Below are 17602 nucleotides of genomic sequence, written 5' to 3' on the forward strand. Positions count from 1 at the left end.
GTTCAGCCGGAGGCCTCCTGCATGGCCCGGAAGTTCTTCATGATGGCCTCGCTGGTCGGCCGTACCTCCTCGGTCGGGCTGAACTGCAGGGCCTCGGTGCCCGGTGCGGTGCGCACGGGGACGTGCCCGGGGGGTGCGTAGTAGGCGTCACCCTGCTCGTAGACCTCGTCGCGGTCGGCGTAGTGGAAGGTCAGCTGCCCCTTGAAGACATAACCCCAGTGCGGGCACTGGCACCGGTCGTCGGGCAGGCCCTTGAGCAGCGGTGTGTGATCGACGTTCTCGCGGAAGGTGATGAAGTCCACCGTGTAGTCGTCCAGTTCCTCGGACCGGTCGAGAACGATTCCGAAGTCGCCGCCCTGGGACGCCGTGTCCCTGGATACCTTCGACATGTTCCTCGCCCCTTTTCTGCCCCTCTGTGGTGATGTTCCCCATTCTTCGCCCGAGGCGGCGGGGGAGCCACCGGTGCGTCACACCCCGTCGGTCCGCGACGCGTCGCGGCCGAACCTCACGGGATGCACGGTCAACCGACCATCCGACCGGATCATGCAGACAACGATGTCTCACGCTCCGGAGGCTTTCCGACATGAGATGGACCCGGCGTCTGCGCCTGTGCACGACGGGGGTGGTGGCACTCTCCGCGCTGCTCGCCGCCCCCGCCGCCCGGGCGGCCGAGCCGAGGGACGGCCGACTCACCGATCTGGTGAACCCGTTCATCGGCACCGAGAACGAAGGCAACACCTTTCCCGGCGCCGCCGTGCCCTTCGGCATGGTCCAGCTGTCGCCGGACACCGGCCACAACACCGGCTACGACTACTCCTGGTCCCACATCCGGGGTTTCTCCCTCGTCCATCTCTCGGGCGTCGGATGCCGTATCGGCGGCGATCTGCCGGTGCTGCCGACGACGGGTGACGTCACACAGACGGACTACGCCAAGTACGCGGCGGAGTTCAGCCATGACGACGAGGCAGCGAGCCCCGGCTACTACCGGGTCGGCCTGAAGACCGGCATCGAGGCGGAGCTCACGGCGACCGCGCGCACCGGGGTGCAGCGCTACACCTTCCCCGCCACCGACAAGGCGAACGTCCTGCTCAACGCGGGCCAGGCGCTGCACAGAACGGTCTCCAGCAGCGTCGAGATCCTCGACGACCGCACCGTACGCACCGCGATCACCGGCCATGGCTTCTGCCAGGACACCAAGCCGTACACCGTCTACACCGTCACCCGCTTCGACCGCCCCTTCACCGCCTACGGCACCTGGGACGGCTCCACGGTCACGGCGGGCGCGAAGACGGGCACCGGTGGCGCCTACGTCCGCTTCGACACGACCACGGACCGCACGGTCCAGGCGACCACCGCCCTGTCGTACGTCGACGCGGACGGCGCGGCGGCCAACCTGAGCGCCGAAGGCGGGCGTTCCTTCGACACCGTGCGTGAGGCGGCCCGGCGGGCCTGGGAGGCGCGGCTCGACCTGGTGCGCGTCCAGGGCGGTGACGAGACCCTGCGCAGGACCTTCTACTCGTCCCTGTACCGGAGCTTCCTCGCCCCCAACGTGGGCAGCGACGTCGACGGCCGCTACCGGGGCTGGGACCTGGGCGTCCACCGGGCCACGGGCTTCTCCTACTACCAGAACTGGTCCCTGTGGGACACCTACCGCACCCAGTCCCAGCTGCTGTCCCTCCTCGCGCCGCGCGAGGCCCGGGACATGGCGATCTCGGTGATCAGGATCTCCGAGGACGGCGGCTGGCTGCCCAAGTGGGGCTACGGCACGGTCGAGACGAACATCATGACCGGCGACCCGGTCACCCCGTTCCTGACCAACGCCTATCAGCAGGGGCTGCTCAAGGGGTACGAGGAGCAGGCCTACCGGGCGCTGCGGCAGAACGCCGACGGGGTGCCGCCCGCCGACTCGCCGTACGTGGGCCGGGAGAGCAACCGGGAGTACATCGCCGAGGGGTTCGCGCCCTACGTCAAGGGCCGGCCGAAGACGAAGATGGGCGACTCCGACTACCACCAGGGAGCCTCGGCCACCCTGGAGTTCGCCCTCGCGGACGCGATGCTCGCCCGGATGGCACGCGATCTCGGCCATGACGCCGACGCGACGCGCTATGCGGCCCGCTCGCAGAACTACCGGAACATCTTCGACCCGTCGACCGGCTTCTTCCGCGCCCGTGACGCCTCCGGCGCCTTCGCCGGACCGGCCGACCCGGCGCAGAGCGTGGGCTTCCACGAGGGCACGTCCTGGCAGTACCAGTGGCTGGTGCCGCAGGATCTGCCGGGCATGGTCTCCCTGATCGGCGGCGAGCGGGCGGCCAACGCCCGGCTGGACTCGTTCTTCGCCTACGACAAGCTGATGGCCGACCCGGTGCGGACGGCGCGCGAGGTGTGGGTCGACGGCCCGTACGCCTACTACAACGCCGACAAGTACAACCCGCAGAACGAGCCCGACCTCATCGCCCCGTACACCTATCTGTCGACCGGTCAGCCCTGGAAGACCACCGACGTCGTGCACGCCGCGCTGACCCTGTTCACGGACGGTCCGACCGGGATGACCGGCAACGACGACCTCGGCACCATGTCCGCCTGGAACGTGCTGTCGTCCATCGGGATCTTCCCGGTCCAGCCCGGCTACGACACCTGGGGCCTGTCCACACCGGTCTTCGACCGCGTCGACCTGACCCTGGACCGCCGCTACTACCCGCACGGCACCCTCAGGATCACCGCGCCCGGCACCTCCGCCACCGACCGCTACATCCAGTCGGTCCGCACGGACGGGACGGCGCACGACCGCACCTATGTGACGACCGCCGACCTCCGCTCCCGGCGCTCGCTCGACTTCACCGTCGGCCCGCGCCCGTCGGAGTGGGGTACATCACCCGAAGCGGCGCCACCGGCGCTGAAGTGAGCCCAGGCGCCTCATGCGTCCCGCCCCTCTCAGGGGGCGGGACGAGAGGCTGAACTTAATCTGACGTTAACTGTGCGTAGCAAGATCGTACTTGACCGTAATCGCCCGACGGGGGTTGACTGCTTGCCCACCCGTCGTCGACGCGAGGCAAGCCATTGACTTCTGACCTGCTCGCTCCTCTCGACCTGGCGTTCTGGAACATCGAGTCCGCCGAACACCCCATGCACCTGGGCGCACTCGGGGTCTTCTCGGCCCACTCGCCCACCGCGGGCGCCCACGCCGCCGACCTCCTCGCGTCCCGGGCCGCGGCGGTGCCCGGACTGCGGATGCGGATCCGGGACGTGTGGCGGCCGTTCTCCTTCCGCCCGTCGGCCTTCGGCGGCGCCACCCGGGAGACCGACCCCGACTTCGACCCCCTCCACCACGTACGGCTGCACGCCCCCACCGCCGACTTCCACGTGGACGCCGGCCGTCTGATGGAGCGTCCGCTGGAGCGTGGCCGGCCGCCGTGGGAGGCACATGTGCTGCCGGGGGAGGACGGCACCTCCTTCGCGGTGCTGTTCAAGTTCCACCACGCCCTGGCCGACGGGCTGCGCGCGCTGACGCTCGCCGCCGCCGTACTGGACCCGATGGACATGCCGGCCCGCAGGCCCCGCCCCGAGGAGCCCAAGGGCGGTCTGCTGCCCGATGTGCGCAAACTGCCCGGGCTGGTGCGGGGCGCCGTCTCCGACGTGGGGCGGGCCCTGGACATCGGCGCCTCCCTGGCCGTGTCCAGCCTGGGTGTGCGCTCCTCGCCCGCCTTCGCCGCCGAGGCCACCGGCACCCGCCGCACCGCGGGTGTGGTCCTCGACCTCGACGACATCCACCGCGTCCGCAAGTCCGAGGGCGGAACCGTCAACGACGTGCTGATCGCGGTCGTCGCGGGTGCCCTGCGCCGCTGGCTGGACGAGCGCGGCGACGGCAGCGAGGGGGTCCGGCCGCGCGCCCTGATCCCCGTCTCCAAGCGCCGCCCGCGCACCGCGCACCCGCAGGGCAACCGGCTCTCGGGCTATCTGATACGGCTTCCGGTCGACGACCCCGACCCGCTGGGCCGCCTCGGCACGGTCCGCACCGCCATGGACCGCAACAAGGACGCCGGCCCCAACCGGGGCGCGGGCGCCGTCGCCCTGCTCGCCGACCATGTGCCCACGCTCGCCCACCGGCTCGGCGGCCCCCTGGTCAGCCAGGCGGCCCGGCTCTGGTTCGACATCCTGGTCACCAGCGTCCCGCTGCCCAGCCTCGGTCTGAAGCTCGGCGGCAACCCGGTCACCGAGGTCTTCCCGCTCGCCCCGCTGGCCCGCGGCCAGGCCCTCGCGGTCGCGGTGTCGACGTATCGCGGGCAGGTGCACTACGGTCTCGTGGCCGACGCACGGGCCGTTCCCGACCTGGACCGCCTGGCCGCGGCGCTCACCGCGGAGCTGGAGGCGCTGATCACCGCCTGCGGGTCCTGATCGGGACGGGTTTGGAGGTCGGGCCCGGCGCTCCGTAAAATTCGCTGTTCGACAGCGGGTGCGATCGGAGCGCCGCTCGGGTGATCAGGGAAACGGCAGCGCGATGACGGTGACAGAGGAAGGCTCGGCGGCCATGGACGAGGTCGTCCACGGGCCCGGCATCGACCCGGAGCGGCTCGCCGTCTGCCTCAGCGTGCTCGACGAGCTCGACAAGCTGGAGGTGGACCACCCGGACGCGATCGCCGTGCGCCGGGCCACCGCCGGCGTCTACCGCACGGTCAAGCAGCGCCGCCGCCAGGAACGCCGGGCCGCCAAGACCGCCCACGACAAGGCCGTCACCGAGGCGACCGCGACCGGCTCAGCCCAGCGCATCGACGACGAGACCGAGGGCATCCTCCCGTCGTCGATCACCGAGGAGGGCCGGGTCGCGGGGATACTCCAGCGCCCGCGCTCCTGCTACACCTGCAAGACCCGGTACGTCGAGGTCGACTACTTCTACCACCAGCTCTGTCCCGAGTGTGCCGCCCTGAACCGCGCCAAGCGCGACGTCCGGGCGGACCTCACCGGCAAGCGCGCGCTGCTCACCGGCGGCCGCGCCAAGATCGGCATGTACATCGCGCTCCGGCTGCTGCGGGACGGCGCGCACACCACGATCACCACGCGCTTCCCCAAGGACGCCATCCGCCGCTTCAAGGCCATGGACGACTCCGGGGACTGGCTGCACCGCCTGGAGGTCGTCGGCATCGACCTGCGCGACCCGGCCCAGGCCGTCGCCCTCGCCGAGCAGGTCGCCGAGGCGGGCCCGCTCGACATCCTGGTCAACAACGCGACCCAGACCGTACGCCGGCTGCCCTCCGCCTACGCCGCACTGGTCGACGGGGAGAGCGCCCCGCTGCCCGCCGGTGAGCTCCCCGCCCACCATGTCATCGGCGCCTTCGGCTCCGGCGCGGTCGACGGACTGGCCTCGCTGCCCGCGGGGATCTCCGGCATCGACGCCCAGCAGGTCGCCGACCTCGCCCTGGTCGCGGGCAACGCCAGCGTCGCCCGGCACCTGGACGGCACCGCCATCGACGCGGGCGGCCTCGTCCCGGACGTCGTCGACACCAACACCTGGGTGCAGACCATCGAGCAGATCTCCCCGGTGGAGCTCCTCGAGACCCAGCTGTGCAACTACACGGCGCCGTTCATCCTGATCAGCGCGCTGCGCCCGGTCATGGCCGCCGCCGCGAGGCAGGCCCGGAGCGGACGCGCGTACGTCGTGAACGTCTCCGCGATGGAGGGCGTCTTCGGGCGCGGCTACAAGGGCGCGGGCCACCCCAACACCAACGCCGCCAAGGCCGCCATGAACATGGTCACCCGGACCAGCGGCCAGGAGATGTTCCAGACCGACGGCATCCTCATGACCTCCGTCGACACCGGCTGGATCACCGACGAGCGGCCCCACTACGACAAGCTGCGCCTGGCCGAGGAGGGCTTCCACGCGCCGCTCGACCTGGTGGACGGGGCCGCCCGGGTCTACGATCCGATTGTGCGCGGCGAGCAGGGCGAGGACCTGTACGGCGTCTTCCTGAAGGACTACGCGCCCGGTAAGTGGTGAACAACCACCGATCGTGACGTGTGTGGCCCGGCGCCCCCCGGGAACCCGGACCCTGGTGACAACCGCGCCAGGGAGTGACCATGGGCAGTCCACACAGCATCGATCCACGCGCACACGACGATCCGCGCAATCGCTATCCGACCGACGACCAGTTCTACCGGAGCGACCGGCCGGACCAGGCCGCGCTGCCGGAGGACCGACCTCGTGGAGGCGGACCGACGCATTCGGTGAAGCACCGCGGTACGTGGGCCACGGTCGCGCTCGTCGCCGGCATCATCCTGCTGATCCTCGTGGGGATCGCACTGTTCCCGTGAGGGAGCCATTGCCACCGTCATGAGCGAGGTGGTGCGTATGACCGAAGCAAGTCATGGACGGCGTACCCCGGCCCGGGGTGCGCCGTCCTCACGCGGGTGCCCCCGTCCACCAGCAGATCGGCGCCGGTGATCCACCGGGCCGCCTCCGAGGCCAGCCACACCACCGCCCGCGCGATGTCCTCGGGCTCCCCGATCCGCCCCAGCGGCAGCCCCGCCGCCACCCGCTCCTCGTCCGGCTCCCACACGAACCGCGCCATCTCGGTGCGCACGAGCCCCGGCGAGACGGAGTTGACCCGGACCTTCGGCGCCAGCTCGCCCGCGAGCTGCCGGGTCAGATGCAGCAGGGCCGCCTTGCTGGTGCCGTAGGCCCCGAGGTTGGGCCCGACGTGCTCGGCGCCCTCCGTGCAGATGTTCACCACCGAGCCGCCGTGCTCCCGCATCCACGCCCGCCACGCGCCCTGCACCAGGACGAGCGGCGCCTCGACGTTCACCACGAAGGCATCCCGCCAGGCCCCGGGCTCCGCGTCCATGAGTGGTCCGTAGGGCTGATTGGTCGCCGCGTTGTTGACCACCACGTCGACGCGGCCGAAGGCGCCCATCGCGGTGTCGACGACCTCCCGCAGATGCGCCGGGTCGGCGACGCTGCCGCTGACCCCGACACCGCCCAGCTCGGCGGCCGTACGGCGCACCTCGTCCGCGTCCCGGGCGGTCACGCACACCCGTGCCCCGGCCGCCACCAGCCGCTCGGCGACCGCCCGCCCGATACCCCGGGTCCCGCCCGTCACGACGGCGGCCCGGCCCTCCAGCCCGTCCTGGGCGTACGACGACGTCATCGCCGTACCGTCTCATGACGGTCCGTCAGTCGACAGCCCCGAGGCGGGAGTTCTGTGCCGCGACCAGTTCCAGGACGGTGCGCCAGTCCTCCAGGACGCCGGCGTCGAACCCGGCGGCCAGGCTCTCCTCGTCCGCCATTCTCAGGCGCAGCAGGTCGTCGTCACCGGCGGAGCCGTGCCGGCCGACCAGTCGGTAGACGCGCTCGCCGAGCAGGGGCCGTACGGCCTCGGCCGCACGCTCGGTCCGGCGGGTCTCGTCACCGGGGCTCAGCAGCTGTCCGATGTCGTGCACCAGCCCCGCCACCTGGAGCTCCTTGTCGGCGGGGCGGCTGCGGCGCAGCAGTGCGGCGGTCCGCAGCGCGTGTTGGTACCGGCAGGCGTACAGCAGATCCATCAGCTCTTCGACACTGCGCAGCTCCATGCGTCAGTCCTTCCGCCGGACAAGCCGTTGCCGCCCGTCAGCAGATCATGGCCGTGTTTCGATTCGGCCAACAGGACTTGAACTGCTTGGCCCTTTCACCGCGGTCCGTGAGGGTGGTGATGCGCGGGGGAGGAGTCCTGCTCGGCCGCCGGCGCTCCGCCCATCATCCGCAGCATCGCGGCACCGCCGGTGCGCGCGAACCGCCAGACCAGAACCGCGGCCAGCACCAGGAAGGCGATGTTGAGCCAGGTCGTGTAGTTCCAGGAGATCCCCTCGTCCGGGATGGTCGCCGTGCTGCGGTCGGGGATCAGTCCGAGGCCGCCGAAGACCAGCTCCACGGCATAGCCCGCGAGGACCATCGCCGCGTAGAAGGTGGCCAGCAGGAAGGCGGTCATCCGCGGGCCGTAGTACTTCCGGTAGATGTTCAGGATCGGCAGGATCAACAGGTCCGCGAAGATGAAGGCGACCACACCGCCGAAGCTGATACCGCCCTTCCACAGCACGACGGCCAGGGGCACGTTCCCGATCGAGCAGACGAACGAGGCGATCGCCACCAGTGGTCCGAGGAGCGGGCCCACCAGCTTGGCGGCGAGCGGATGGCCCTCCAGGAAGAGGGACTGCCAGAAGGAGTCGGGTACCCAGGCGGCGATCGCGCCCGCGATCAGCAGGCCCGCCACCAGGTCGCGCAGGATCGCCGCCCACTCCATGACGAAGACGTGGGAGACCGAGGTGAAGCCGTCCCGCGACAGCAGCCGCCGTACGAACGACCCCTCGCCGGCGACCGACATGTCCATCGCGGCATGGCCTTCCATGGACCCCGCCACCCCGCGTTCGGCCTGCTCGCGGGCCTGGCGCAGCAGGCGCTCGCGCAGGAAGAGCCGGAACAGGACGGCCAGCAGCACGATCATGACGGGACCGCCCGCGAACTCCGCCAGCGTGAACTGCCAGCCCATCAACAGGGCCAGGATCACGCCCAGTTCGACCACCAGGTTGGTGGAGGCGATCTCGAAGGCCATGGCCGCGGTGAAGTTCGCGCCCTTGCGGAACAGGGAGCGGGCGAGGGCCACGGCGGCGTAGGAGCAGGACGAGGAGGCGGCGCCGAGGGCCAGGGTGCGGGGGCGGTCGTCACCGAGGAGGCGGACGACCGTGGCGCGGCGCACCACCGCCTGGACCACGGCGGACAGCGCGAAGCCGAGGATCAGGGCCCAGGTGATCTCCCAGGTCATCGAACCGGCGATGGACAGGGCGTGGAGGATCGCGGACATGCGGACGAATGTACCCCCGAGGGGTATCAGTGACACCTGCCCGTCACGACCGGGACGCAGGTCTCAGTAGCGCCTGCCCGTCACGGCCGAGAAGCAGTGCAGGTCGTCCGGGTGGACCGTCACGCGCAGGGCGGATCCCTTGCCGTGCGTGGGCCGGCCCGGGAGCCGGACGGTGATGTGCCCGAGCCCCCCGCCCGGCTCCGCGGTGGCGTGCACATAGGCGACGGCGCCGGTGTCCTCGACCGCCTCGACCACCAGGGTGAGGCCCGGGGTCGTCCGGTCCTCGGCCGGGAGGAACGTGAACCGCTCGGGCCGGACGCCGAGCACCACCGCGTCGGCGCCCTCGGCCGCGGCGGCCGCCAGGACCGGTCGGGGCAGTGTCACCTCCAGAGCGCCCAGCCGGACACCTCCGGCGCGCAGGGGCAGCCGGAACAGGTTCATCGCCGGCGAGCCGACGAAGTCGGCCACGAACGTGTTGGCGGGGCGCGCGAACACCTCCCGCGGCCGGCCCACCTGCTGCAGCACCCCGTCCCTGAGCACGGCGACGCGGTCGCCCATGGCCATCGCCTCCGTCTGGTCGTGCGTCACGTACACCGTGGTGACACCGAGATGGTGCTGGGTGCGGACGATCCGCCCCCGGGTCTGCGCCCGCAGCCGGGCGTCGAGATTCGACAACGGCTCGTCCATGAGGCAGACCCGTGGATCCCGTACCAGCGTCCGCCCCGCCGCCACCCGCTGCCGCTGACCGCCGGACAGCGTCCCGGGGCTGCGCTCCAGATACTGCTCGAGGTCGAGGACGGACGCGGCGAAGTCGACCCGCCCGCGGGCGTGCCGGCGCGGCATGCGGGCGATCCGCAGCGCGAAGCCCATGTTGTCCGCAGCCGACAAATGCGGGTACAGCGCGTAGTTCTGGAACACCATCGCGACGTCCCGGTCCCGGGGCGGAAGATGATTGACGTCCCGGACGCCGATACGGATGGACCCCGTGTCGACGTCCTCCAGTCCGGCGAGCAGCCGCAGACAGGTCGACTTCCCGCACCCGGAGGGTCCGAGCAGCACCATGAACTCGCCGTCCGCTATCTCGAGATCGAGCGCGTCGACGGCCGGCCGGTCGCCCGACGGGAAGCGCCGGGTGACCTTCTCGAAGGTGACGGACGCCATGACCTCCCCCTTCCGTACTGGTCCTGGAACCCAGAGTGGAACGGGTGTTGCCCTTCGGCACGCCTCTAGACCGAACGAGTGAAGGGAGATGGGGATGAAACAGGGCGTCTCGCAACGGTAACCCCAAGTTTTCGACCCCATAGAGCGGGGTGCCGCTCATTTGGTTAATCTAAAGCGGACGGACAGCACCACAGGGTCCCACCCACACCCACGTCCGTCCCGGGGCGAGCCGACAACGGCCTGCTCGTACACGAGTTACCGGCGCCACCGCGTCCGAACTGCTTTCGACTCACACCCGAGCGGGCGTCAGGCGCCGGACCGCCAGTGGTCGGCACGCCCCGAGGGTTACCCGACACAGAAGGAGTGCGCGGTGACACCGGAGAAGACGAATCGCGAACAGCGCCCCAAGGAACGCACGGAGCGCGCCGGCCGGCGCTCGGACGAACTCGGCAGCCTGGAAGTCTGGGCCCACGCGGCCCCGATCCGCCTGGCGGGCTACGAGGACGACCTGGCCGAGCCCCACATCCTGCCCAGCGTCGACTGAGACCCCCGCGGGACCCTCGCGATCGCCGACCGCATGGGCGTGCCACACTCACGCCCATGCAGATCAGAGAAGCCGCGGCCGAGGACTGGCCGCGGATCTGGCCTTTCTGGCACCGCATCGTCGCCGCCGGTGAGACCTACACCTGGGACCGGGACACCTCCGAGGAGGCGGCCCGGTCCCTGTGGATGAACCCGGCCAAGCAGGTCTACGTCGTCGAGGACGAGACCGGCGCGATCGTCGCCTCCGCCTTCGTCACCCCCAACTACGGCGGTCCCGCCGCCGGTATCGCCAACGCGGGCTTCATGGTCGACCCGGACCTGGCGGGCCGGGGCATCGGCCGGGCCCTCGCCGGGCATGTCGTCGAGGCGGCCCGGGGCGCCGGCTACCGCGGAATGGTCTTCAACGCGGTCGTGGAGACCAACCCGGCGGTGAAGCTCTGGCTGTCACTGGGCTTCGAGATCCTCGGGACGGTGCCGGAGGCGTTCGACCACCCGCGCCACGGACGGGTCGGGCTGCATGTCATGTACCGGGCCCTGTAGACGCCGCTTCCCCGGCGGCCGGGGCCCTGGTCAGTCCTTGCGTCCCGTCACCGCCACCGTCACGCCCAGGCCGATCATGGTGAGGCCGCCCGCACCGCCGATCAGCGAGAGACGGCGCGGGGAGCGGGCGAACCAGGCGCGTGCCGTGGACGCGGCCAGGCCCCAGACGCTGTCGGAGGCGAGCGCGATGGCGTTGAAGACCAGGCCGAGCAGCAGCATCTGCGGGGTGACATGGCCCGCGCCGCGGTCCACGAACTGGGGCAGCACGGCCGCGAAGAAGACGATCGTCTTGGGGTTGGTGACCCCCACCGCGAACCCCTCCCAGAAGGTGCGCAGCGCGCTGTGGGCGGGGGCGGCGCCGGTGAACACGGCCCGCAGGGAGCCGCGGTCGCGCCATGCCCTGACGCCGAGGTACACCAGGTAGACCGCGCCCGCGAGCTTGAGCGCCGTATAGACGAACACCGACCGCTCCACGACGGAGCCGATGCCGACCGCCACGGCCACGACGAGCAGATAGGCGCCGAGCGTGTTGCCCACGACGGTCGTCAGCGCCGCCCGGCGCCCCTGGGCGAGGGCCCGGCCGATCACGAACAGCACGCTCGGCCCGGGGATCACGATCAGCAGGAAGGACAGCGCCGCGAAGGCGAGCAGACGGTCGGTGGACATCATGCGGTCCATGCAAGCACGGGCGGGGGCCCGGCCTCAGCTCTATTTCCGCGGGCTCAGTCCAGCGGAGCCGTCCGCCGCCACGGATGCAGCGTCTCCAGCTGCCCGGCCACCGCGAGCAGCAGCGCCTCCGAGCCCGGGCGGCCCACCAGCTGTACGGCGGTCGGGGCGCCCGAGGGCAGGGTGCCGAAGGGGACGGACATCGCGGGCCAGCCGGTCAGGTTCCAGGGCGGGGTGAGGGGCGAGTAGTTGGTGTTGGCGAGGATGTTGGCCAGCCAGCCCCGCTCGTGCCAGGCCACCGACCTGGGCGAGCGGCGGGCCAGCGCCGGGGTGAGCAGGACGTCGTACTCGGCGAAGAACGGTTCCATACGGCGGCGCAGCCGGTCCCGGCTGTCGCTGGTGCGGACGGTGTTCAGGAAGCGGCGCCCGATGGCGGCGTGGACGCGGGTGCGCCGGTCGAGCAGACGTGGATCGAGGCCCTGGGCGTCCACCGCCGTGCCCGCCGTCCAGTGGGCGAGGGAGGTCGTGCTCAGGGAGAGCGGGTACGGCGGGTCGGCGCGGCGGACCTGGTGGCCGGCCTTGATCAGGACGCCGGCGGCGTCACGGGCCGCGGCCGTGTAAGGCCTGGTGATGGTGATGCCGGCGAGAGGACTGCGCAGCGAGACGGCGATGCTGCGAGCCGCGGGCTCGGGCGGCCGTACGGTCTCGGGGCCGGTGTCCGCGAGGACCGCCAGCATCAGCCGGGCGTCCTCGACCGTCGTCGCGAGCGGACCGTTCTCCGACATGCCGAACCAGTCGCCGTCGCCGATGCCGGCCGGGACCACGCCGTGACCCGGTTTGATGGTGACCAGGCCGCAGTTGGCGGCCGGGATGCGCAGCGAGCCCATGCCGTCGTTGCCGAGGGCGATCGGAGTGAACCCGGCCGCGACGGCGGCACCGCTGCCGCCCGAGGAGCCGCCCGCCGTACGGGTGAGGTCCCACGGGTTGCGGGCGGTGCCGTGGACGCCCTCGGTGGTCCCGAAGACACACAGCTCCGGGACGTTCGTCAGACCGACGACCACCGCGCCCGCCGCCCGCAGCCGGGCCACGGTCACATGGTCCTCGGCGGCGGGCGTGTCCGGTGTCGCGGCGGAGCCGACGAGGGTGGACTCGCCGCGCACCGGCAGATTGTCCTTGACGGCCACCGGCACGCCCGCGAGGGGCAGTTCGGCCAGATCGGCGCGCGAGGCCACCTCGTCGGCCTCGGCCAGGGCCGCCCGGGCGCGCACCACGCGGAACGCCCCGACCCGCTCGTCCAGCCGCTCGATCCGGTCGAGATGCTCGGCCACCACCTCCCGGGGCGTGGCCCGCTTCTCGCGTACGGCGGCGGCGATCTCGGTGGCACTCCGGCCGACCCAGCTGGTCACGGGCGCTCCTCTACTGGCGAGTATCTAGGGAGAACTGTGCCCTCGCCGAGGCGCCGCGTCGAGGGGCGGCCGGTCTTGGACATTCGGGCCCGTCTTCTTGGACTTTTCGAGCGCCGGTTCCGAGGACGTGCTCCTTGACCAGCGGATCATCCGACCAATGGCTCAACTCGCCTGCTTCCGCGCCCCATTGACAGCACCTGATGGCAGCCCAATGATCAGACATCCGATGAATTGGAGTCGCTCATGAGCATGAGTCCCCATCCAAGACGTCAGGTACTGGGCGCCGTGGCGGGAGCCGCCGCGGCGGCCGCCCTTCCCCTCACCACCGCCACCGCGGCCCAGGCCGCGGAACCCGCGGGCGACGGCGCCGCCGCCCCGGCCGGATCCCCATGGGTGCCCGTCCCCGACCCGCTCCCCGTGCCCCTCGACACCCTCTTCGACAACGACGGCATCGACACGGCCGCCGCGCGGGGCGGTGACTTCGACGGCTCCGGCTACACGTTCCCGGGCGAGGAACTCCCCGCGGGCCGCATCGAGGTCGACGGCATCCCCTTCGACTTCCCGGCCGCGACCGCCGGAGCCGGCAACAACCTGGTCGCGCTCGGCCAGCGCATCGACCTGCCCCGGGGCCGTTATCTCTCGGCCGCCTTCCTCACCGCCGGCAGCTACGGCGACGCCTCCGGCAGGGCCACCGTCCACTACGCCGACGGCACCACGACCACCGCGGTGCTCAGCGGCGCCGACTGGTACGCGGCGGGCGGCCCGCTCTCGGCGCCCTACCGCTACCAGCCGGACGGAAGCAGGGACGAGCACGCCGTCGGGATCGGCACCTCGGAGGTGTGGGCCGACCCGCGGCGCGAGGCCGTCGCGATCACCCTGCCGGTGACCAACCCGGCACAGGCCGGAACGACCGCGCTGCACGTCTTCGCGCTCTCGCTCCAACCCGCCGCCCAGGGGCGGGCGTTGGCCCTGCGCAGCGCCCGCTCCACCGGCTCGCTGCTCGACCGCACCGGTGCCCAGGGGGTCGAGGCGACCGTCGTCAACGCCGGCACCGTCGCGATCCTCACCGGCGACGACGTCTCCGTACGCGTCGACGTCCCCGGCGCCCGCACCGTCGAACCCGCCCGCGTCCGCCGCCTCGACCCGGGCGAGCAGACGCGGGTCCGCGTCGGCATCCGCAACCGCGCGGGCACCGCACCCGGCACCGAGCAGGACGGCACGGTGCGCGTCAGCGGTCGCGGCACCCGGGTCGCCACACGGTCCGCCACCCTGACCCTGGGCACCGCCGACTACCGGCCCACGGAGGCCTCCCTCTCCGGCCACCAGGCGCCCTACTGGTTCAACGACGCCAAGTTCGGCATCTTCATCCACTGGGGCGTGTACTCGGTGCCCGCCTGGGCGCCGGTCGGCACCCAGTACGCCGAGTGGTACTGGGACCAGATGCAGGACCCGGACAACCCGACGTACGCCCACCACCGGGCCACCTACGGCGAGGACTTCGCCTACGACGACTTCATCCCGCGCTTCACCGCCGAGAAGTTCGACCCACGGGCGTGGGTCGAGCTGTTCCGCGACGCCGGCGCCCAGTACCACGTGCTCACTTCGAAGCACCACGAGGGCTTCGCGCTGTGGGACTCCAAGGTGTCCGATCGCAACGCCGTGCGGCTGGGGCCCCGACGGGACCTGGTCAAGGAGCTGTTCGAGGCGTCCCGGCGGTACGCGCCCGAACTCCACCGCGGTCTCTACTTCTCGATGCCCGAGTGGTTCAACCCGGACAACCCCTGGATGGGCCACGCCCCGCGCAATCCCTACACCCTCGCACCCGTCCCGTACACCGGATACACCTCCGGCAAGGACTATGTGAGGGACTATCAGGCCCCGCAGATGCTCGAACTGGTCCACGGCTACGACCCGGAGATCATCTGGTGCGACATCGGCGGAGTGAACGACAGCCTCCACGTTCTCGCCGAGTACTTCAACCACGCGAAGAACAGGGCCCGTCCGATCGACGTGACGGTCAACAACCGGTCGGGCATCGCCTTCCACGACTTCACGACGCCCGAGTACACGACGTACGAGAACACGGTCGTCGCCAAGTGGGAGTCCAGCCGGGGACTCGACCCCTTCAGCTACGGATACAACAGCGCGACCCCCGACGACGCCTACATGACGGCCGAGGAGGTCGTGCGCGGACTCGTCGACATCGTCTCCAAGAACGGCAACTTCCTGCTCGACATCGGTCCGCGCGCCGACGGCACCATCGCGGAGATCCTGCAGACCCGGCTGCGGGAGACCGGCGCCTGGCTGCGCACCAACGGTGAGGCGATCTACGACACCACGTACTGGTCGCGGATGGCCGAACTCGGTGAGGACCTGCGGTTCACGGTCCGGCCCGACGAGGCCTTCTACATCCACTCGCTGGCCGAGCCGGGCGCGCGGCTCGTCGTGGAGGCGCCGGTGCCGGTCCGCGCCGGCGACAAGGTGACGATGCTGGGCCACGACCGGCCGCTGAGCTGGACCGTACGGGGCGGGGCCCTGGTGATCGACGTTCCCGAGACGGCCCGGAAGTCGGGTCGGTACGTGTGGGTGTTCAAGGTGGAGTGGCATGGGTGAGTGGAGAGACAGAGCGCTGCGTCTGCTCGGCGCGGCGGCGGCGCTGACGCTGCTCGTGGCGCCGACCTCGGCGGTCGCGCAGGAGCAGCCGAAGGCACCGGTGACGGTGCCCGCGCTGGCCAACTGGTCGGCGTGGCAAGGTAGTTACGTGTTCGTCCCAGGGGCACGGCTGGTCGCCGGCACTCCGGCCGAACGCCGGGTCGCCGGCACCCTCGCCGACGATCTGCGGGCGGCCGGCCACGGCACCGTCCCGGTCGTGCCCGGGGGCGCCCGTGACGGCGACATCGTGATCGACGTCCAGCCGTCCCGAAGCGCCCTGGGCGCCGAGGGATACGAACTTCGGGCGGGCAAACGCCTGTCGGTGACCGGCGCCACCGAGACCGGCGCCTTCTACGGCACCCGCACACTCCTCCAACTCCTCGCGCAGGGCGACCGGATACCGGCCGGGCGGACGGTCGACGTACCCCGCTACAAGGAGCGGGGCGTCGGCGTCTGCGCCTGCTACATCCACATCACGCTGCCCTGGCTGGAGAACCTCGTCCGCGAGATGGCGTACAACAAGCTCAACCAGCTGCTCGTCGAGCTGAAGGTGAAGAGCGACGCCCATCCCGAGGCCGACACCTGGGGCTACTACACCAAGGACGAGATACGGCGGCTTGTCGCCCTCGGCGACCGGTACCACGTCGAGATCATCCCCGAGATCAACTCCCCGGGCCATATGGACCCGTGGATAGAGAACCGCCCTGATCTGCAGCTCACCGACTCCGACGGCGCCAAGCAGCCCGCCAGGCTCGACGTCACCCAGCAGGCGGCCTTCGACTACTACACCGGCCTGATGGACGAGTACGCGCAGGTCTTCACCGCGAAGTCCTGGCACATGGGCGCCGACGAGTACATGCTCGGCTCCGACTACTCCAAGTACCCGCAGATGCTCCGGTACGCCCAGCAGCAGTACGGTCCCGACGCCACCCCCCAGGACGCCTACATCGACTTCATCAACCGGGTGCGGGCCTACGCCGCGAGCAAGGGCAAGCGGCTGCGCATCTGGAACGACGGGCTGACCGGCGCCAACACGGTCCCGGTGGCGGCGGGCACGACCGTCGAGCACTGGCTGAACGTGGCCGTGAAACCGAGTCGGCTGATCGCCCAGGGCTATCCGTTGATGAACGCGGCCTATTCGCTCTACCTGATCCGCGGCGGCTTCCACTCCGACACCGGGTCGCTGTACGACCAGAGCTGGGACCCGCGCGCTTTCGACGGCGAGAAGCTCGCCTCCAGCAAGGGCATCACCGGCGCGAAGATCAGTCTCTGGCCGGACAACGGCCGCGGCGAGACCGAGAACGAGGTGGCAGTCGAACTGTGGCCCGCGCTGCGGCACATCGCCCAGGCCACCTGGGGCGATCCGCATCCCGACGCCACCTACGCCGAGTTCACCGCCCGCGGCACGGCCGTCGGACACGCACCGGGCCGGCGGGACCTCACCCGACTCCCGGTGGCGCAGGGGACGTACACCTTCCAGGCCGACGGTGTCTCCTTGGACGCCTCGGTGACCCGTACGGCCGACGGCTACGCGGCGTTGAGGACCTCGGCCGGCTGTCTTGAGGTGACCGGCGGCAGGCTCACGCTCAATGTGCCGCTCCAGCCCGGCGTCGAACTCGACCGGGCGGCCTGCGACAGCGCGAACACCTTGCAGCGCTGGCAGTTGGAGCCCTCCGGGGGCGGCTACCGCCTCGTCAACGCCATCACCCGGATGGCGGTGGTCGTGACCGGCGACGGCCGGCTCGTGCAGTACCCGCCGGACCAGCGCACCCCCGCCGTATGGCATCCGACCGACCACTGACCCGAGGAAGC

The 17602-nt window shown here is 71.2% G+C and carries 15 protein-coding genes; 8 read left to right on the forward strand and 7 right to left on the reverse strand.

Features of this window, described 5'->3' with window-relative positions; genetic code table 11:
* Positions 1–2 precede the first annotated feature (2 nt).
* Complete coding sequence (locus tag ABZT17_RS04325; protein WP_356343487.1) at positions 3–389, reverse strand: hypothetical protein; 387 nt, start codon at positions 387–389, stop codon at positions 3–5.
* Positions 390–583: 194 nt separating this feature from the next.
* On the opposite strand from ABZT17_RS04325, the gene ABZT17_RS04330 reads away from it, so the two are divergent.
* The 4 genes from ABZT17_RS04330 to ABZT17_RS04345 all read left to right on the forward strand — a co-directional run bounded on the left by ABZT17_RS04330 (position 584) and on the right by ABZT17_RS04345 (position 6303).
* Positions 584–2902, forward strand: coding sequence for a GH92 family glycosyl hydrolase (locus ABZT17_RS04330; protein WP_356343489.1), 2319 nt, complete (start codon positions 584–586; stop codon positions 2900–2902).
* Between the two features lie 155 nt (positions 2903–3057).
* The gene (locus tag ABZT17_RS04335) at positions 3058–4392 is read left to right on the forward strand and encodes a wax ester/triacylglycerol synthase family O-acyltransferase (protein ID WP_356343492.1); all 1335 of its coding nucleotides are present in this window, start codon (positions 3058–3060) and stop codon (positions 4390–4392) included.
* 103 nt (positions 4393–4495) lie between these two features.
* Positions 4496–5989 carry an SDR family NAD(P)-dependent oxidoreductase gene (locus ABZT17_RS04340; RefSeq protein WP_356343494.1) on the forward strand — a complete coding sequence of 498 codons (1494 nt, stop codon included), beginning with the start codon at positions 4496–4498 and terminating at the stop codon, positions 5987–5989.
* 80 nt (positions 5990–6069) lie between these two features.
* On the forward strand, positions 6070–6303 hold the full coding sequence (locus tag ABZT17_RS04345) for a hypothetical protein (RefSeq protein WP_356343497.1): 234 nt from the start codon (positions 6070–6072) through the stop codon (positions 6301–6303).
* Positions 6304–6320: 17 nt separating this feature from the next.
* Here ABZT17_RS04345 and ABZT17_RS04350 read toward each other — a convergent pair whose 3' ends face one another.
* From ABZT17_RS04350 to ABZT17_RS04365, 4 genes are all read right to left on the reverse strand, one after another.
* Entirely contained in the window at positions 6321–7136 is an 816-nt protein-coding gene (locus ABZT17_RS04350) for an SDR family oxidoreductase (protein WP_356343499.1), read from the reverse strand.
* 25 nt (positions 7137–7161) lie between these two features.
* Positions 7162–7557, reverse strand: coding sequence for an HD domain-containing protein (locus ABZT17_RS04355; RefSeq protein WP_356343501.1), 396 nt, complete (start codon positions 7555–7557; stop codon positions 7162–7164).
* A gap of 95 nt (positions 7558–7652) precedes the next feature.
* Positions 7653–8822 (reverse strand): permease, encoded by a 1170-nt coding sequence (locus ABZT17_RS04360; protein WP_356343504.1) that lies wholly within the window; start codon positions 8820–8822, stop codon positions 7653–7655.
* Between the two features lie 63 nt (positions 8823–8885).
* A complete protein-coding gene (locus ABZT17_RS04365; RefSeq protein WP_356343506.1) occupies positions 8886–9983 on the reverse strand; it encodes an ATP-binding cassette domain-containing protein in 1098 nt (365 codons plus the stop codon).
* A gap of 370 nt (positions 9984–10353) precedes the next feature.
* Between ABZT17_RS04365 and ABZT17_RS04370 the strand changes: the two genes are divergently transcribed.
* Together ABZT17_RS04370 and ABZT17_RS04375 are read left to right on the forward strand one after the other, a co-directional pair.
* Entirely contained in the window at positions 10354–10527 is a 174-nt protein-coding gene (locus tag ABZT17_RS04370; protein ID WP_242776315.1) for a hypothetical protein, read from the forward strand.
* Between the two features lie 56 nt (positions 10528–10583).
* Positions 10584–11066 (forward strand): GNAT family N-acetyltransferase, encoded by a 483-nt coding sequence (locus tag ABZT17_RS04375; protein ID WP_356343509.1) that lies wholly within the window; start codon positions 10584–10586, stop codon positions 11064–11066.
* A 30-nt stretch (positions 11067–11096) separates the two neighbouring features.
* On the opposite strand, the gene ABZT17_RS04380 is transcribed toward ABZT17_RS04375, so the two are convergent.
* Positions 11097–11735, reverse strand: coding sequence for a LysE family translocator (locus ABZT17_RS04380; RefSeq protein WP_356343751.1), 639 nt, complete (start codon positions 11733–11735; stop codon positions 11097–11099).
* Between the two features lie 53 nt (positions 11736–11788).
* Positions 11789–13138: an amidase gene (locus tag ABZT17_RS04385; protein ID WP_356343512.1), complete on the reverse strand. Its 1350-nt coding sequence runs from the start codon at positions 13136–13138 to the stop codon at positions 11789–11791.
* A 249-nt stretch (positions 13139–13387) separates the two neighbouring features.
* Between ABZT17_RS04385 and ABZT17_RS04390 the strand changes: the two genes are divergently transcribed.
* Both ABZT17_RS04390 and ABZT17_RS04395 read left to right on the forward strand, forming a co-directional pair.
* Complete coding sequence (locus ABZT17_RS04390; protein WP_356343753.1) at positions 13388–15751, forward strand: alpha-L-fucosidase; 2364 nt, start codon at positions 13388–13390, stop codon at positions 15749–15751.
* A complete protein-coding gene (locus ABZT17_RS04395) occupies positions 15744–17591 on the forward strand; it encodes a beta-N-acetylhexosaminidase (protein WP_356343514.1) in 1848 nt (615 codons plus the stop codon). The genes ABZT17_RS04390 and ABZT17_RS04395 overlap by 8 nt, the downstream gene beginning before the upstream one ends.
* Positions 17592–17602 lie beyond the last annotated feature (11 nt).

Origin of the sequence: Streptomyces sp. NPDC005648, from assembly GCF_040605395.1 — a bacterium.
In the GTDB taxonomy this organism is placed as follows: Bacteria; Actinomycetota; Actinomycetes; order Streptomycetales; family Streptomycetaceae; genus Streptomyces.

Bases quoted from the DNA above. Each gene is read 5' to 3' on its own strand.
- ABZT17_RS04340 (WP_356343494.1), top strand. From the start codon at position 4,496: ATGACGGTGACAGAGGAAGGCTCGGCGGCCATGGACGAGGTCGTCCAC.
- ABZT17_RS04375 (WP_356343509.1), top strand. From the start codon at position 10,584: ATGCAGATCAGAGAAGCCGCGGCCGAGGACTGGCCGCGGATCTGGCCT.
- ABZT17_RS04325 (WP_356343487.1), bottom strand. From the start codon at position 389: ATGTCGAAGGTATCCAGGGACACGGCGTCCCAGGGCGGCGACTTCGGA.
- ABZT17_RS04345 (WP_356343497.1), top strand. From the start codon at position 6,070: ATGGGCAGTCCACACAGCATCGATCCACGCGCACACGACGATCCGCGC.
- ABZT17_RS04380 (WP_356343751.1), bottom strand. From the start codon at position 11,735: ATGATGTCCACCGACCGTCTGCTCGCCTTCGCGGCGCTGTCCTTCCTG.
- ABZT17_RS04395 (WP_356343514.1), top strand. From the start codon at position 15,744: ATGGGTGAGTGGAGAGACAGAGCGCTGCGTCTGCTCGGCGCGGCGGCG.
- ABZT17_RS04360 (WP_356343504.1), bottom strand. From the start codon at position 8,822: ATGTCCGCGATCCTCCACGCCCTGTCCATCGCCGGTTCGATGACCTGG.
- ABZT17_RS04355 (WP_356343501.1), bottom strand. From the start codon at position 7,557: ATGGAGCTGCGCAGTGTCGAAGAGCTGATGGATCTGCTGTACGCCTGC.
- ABZT17_RS04350 (WP_356343499.1), bottom strand. From the start codon at position 7,136: ATGACGTCGTCGTACGCCCAGGACGGGCTGGAGGGCCGGGCCGCCGTC.
- ABZT17_RS04330 (WP_356343489.1), top strand. From the start codon at position 584: ATGAGATGGACCCGGCGTCTGCGCCTGTGCACGACGGGGGTGGTGGCA.
- ABZT17_RS04390 (WP_356343753.1), top strand. From the start codon at position 13,388: ATGAGTCCCCATCCAAGACGTCAGGTACTGGGCGCCGTGGCGGGAGCC.
- ABZT17_RS04365 (WP_356343506.1), bottom strand. From the start codon at position 9,983: ATGGCGTCCGTCACCTTCGAGAAGGTCACCCGGCGCTTCCCGTCGGGC.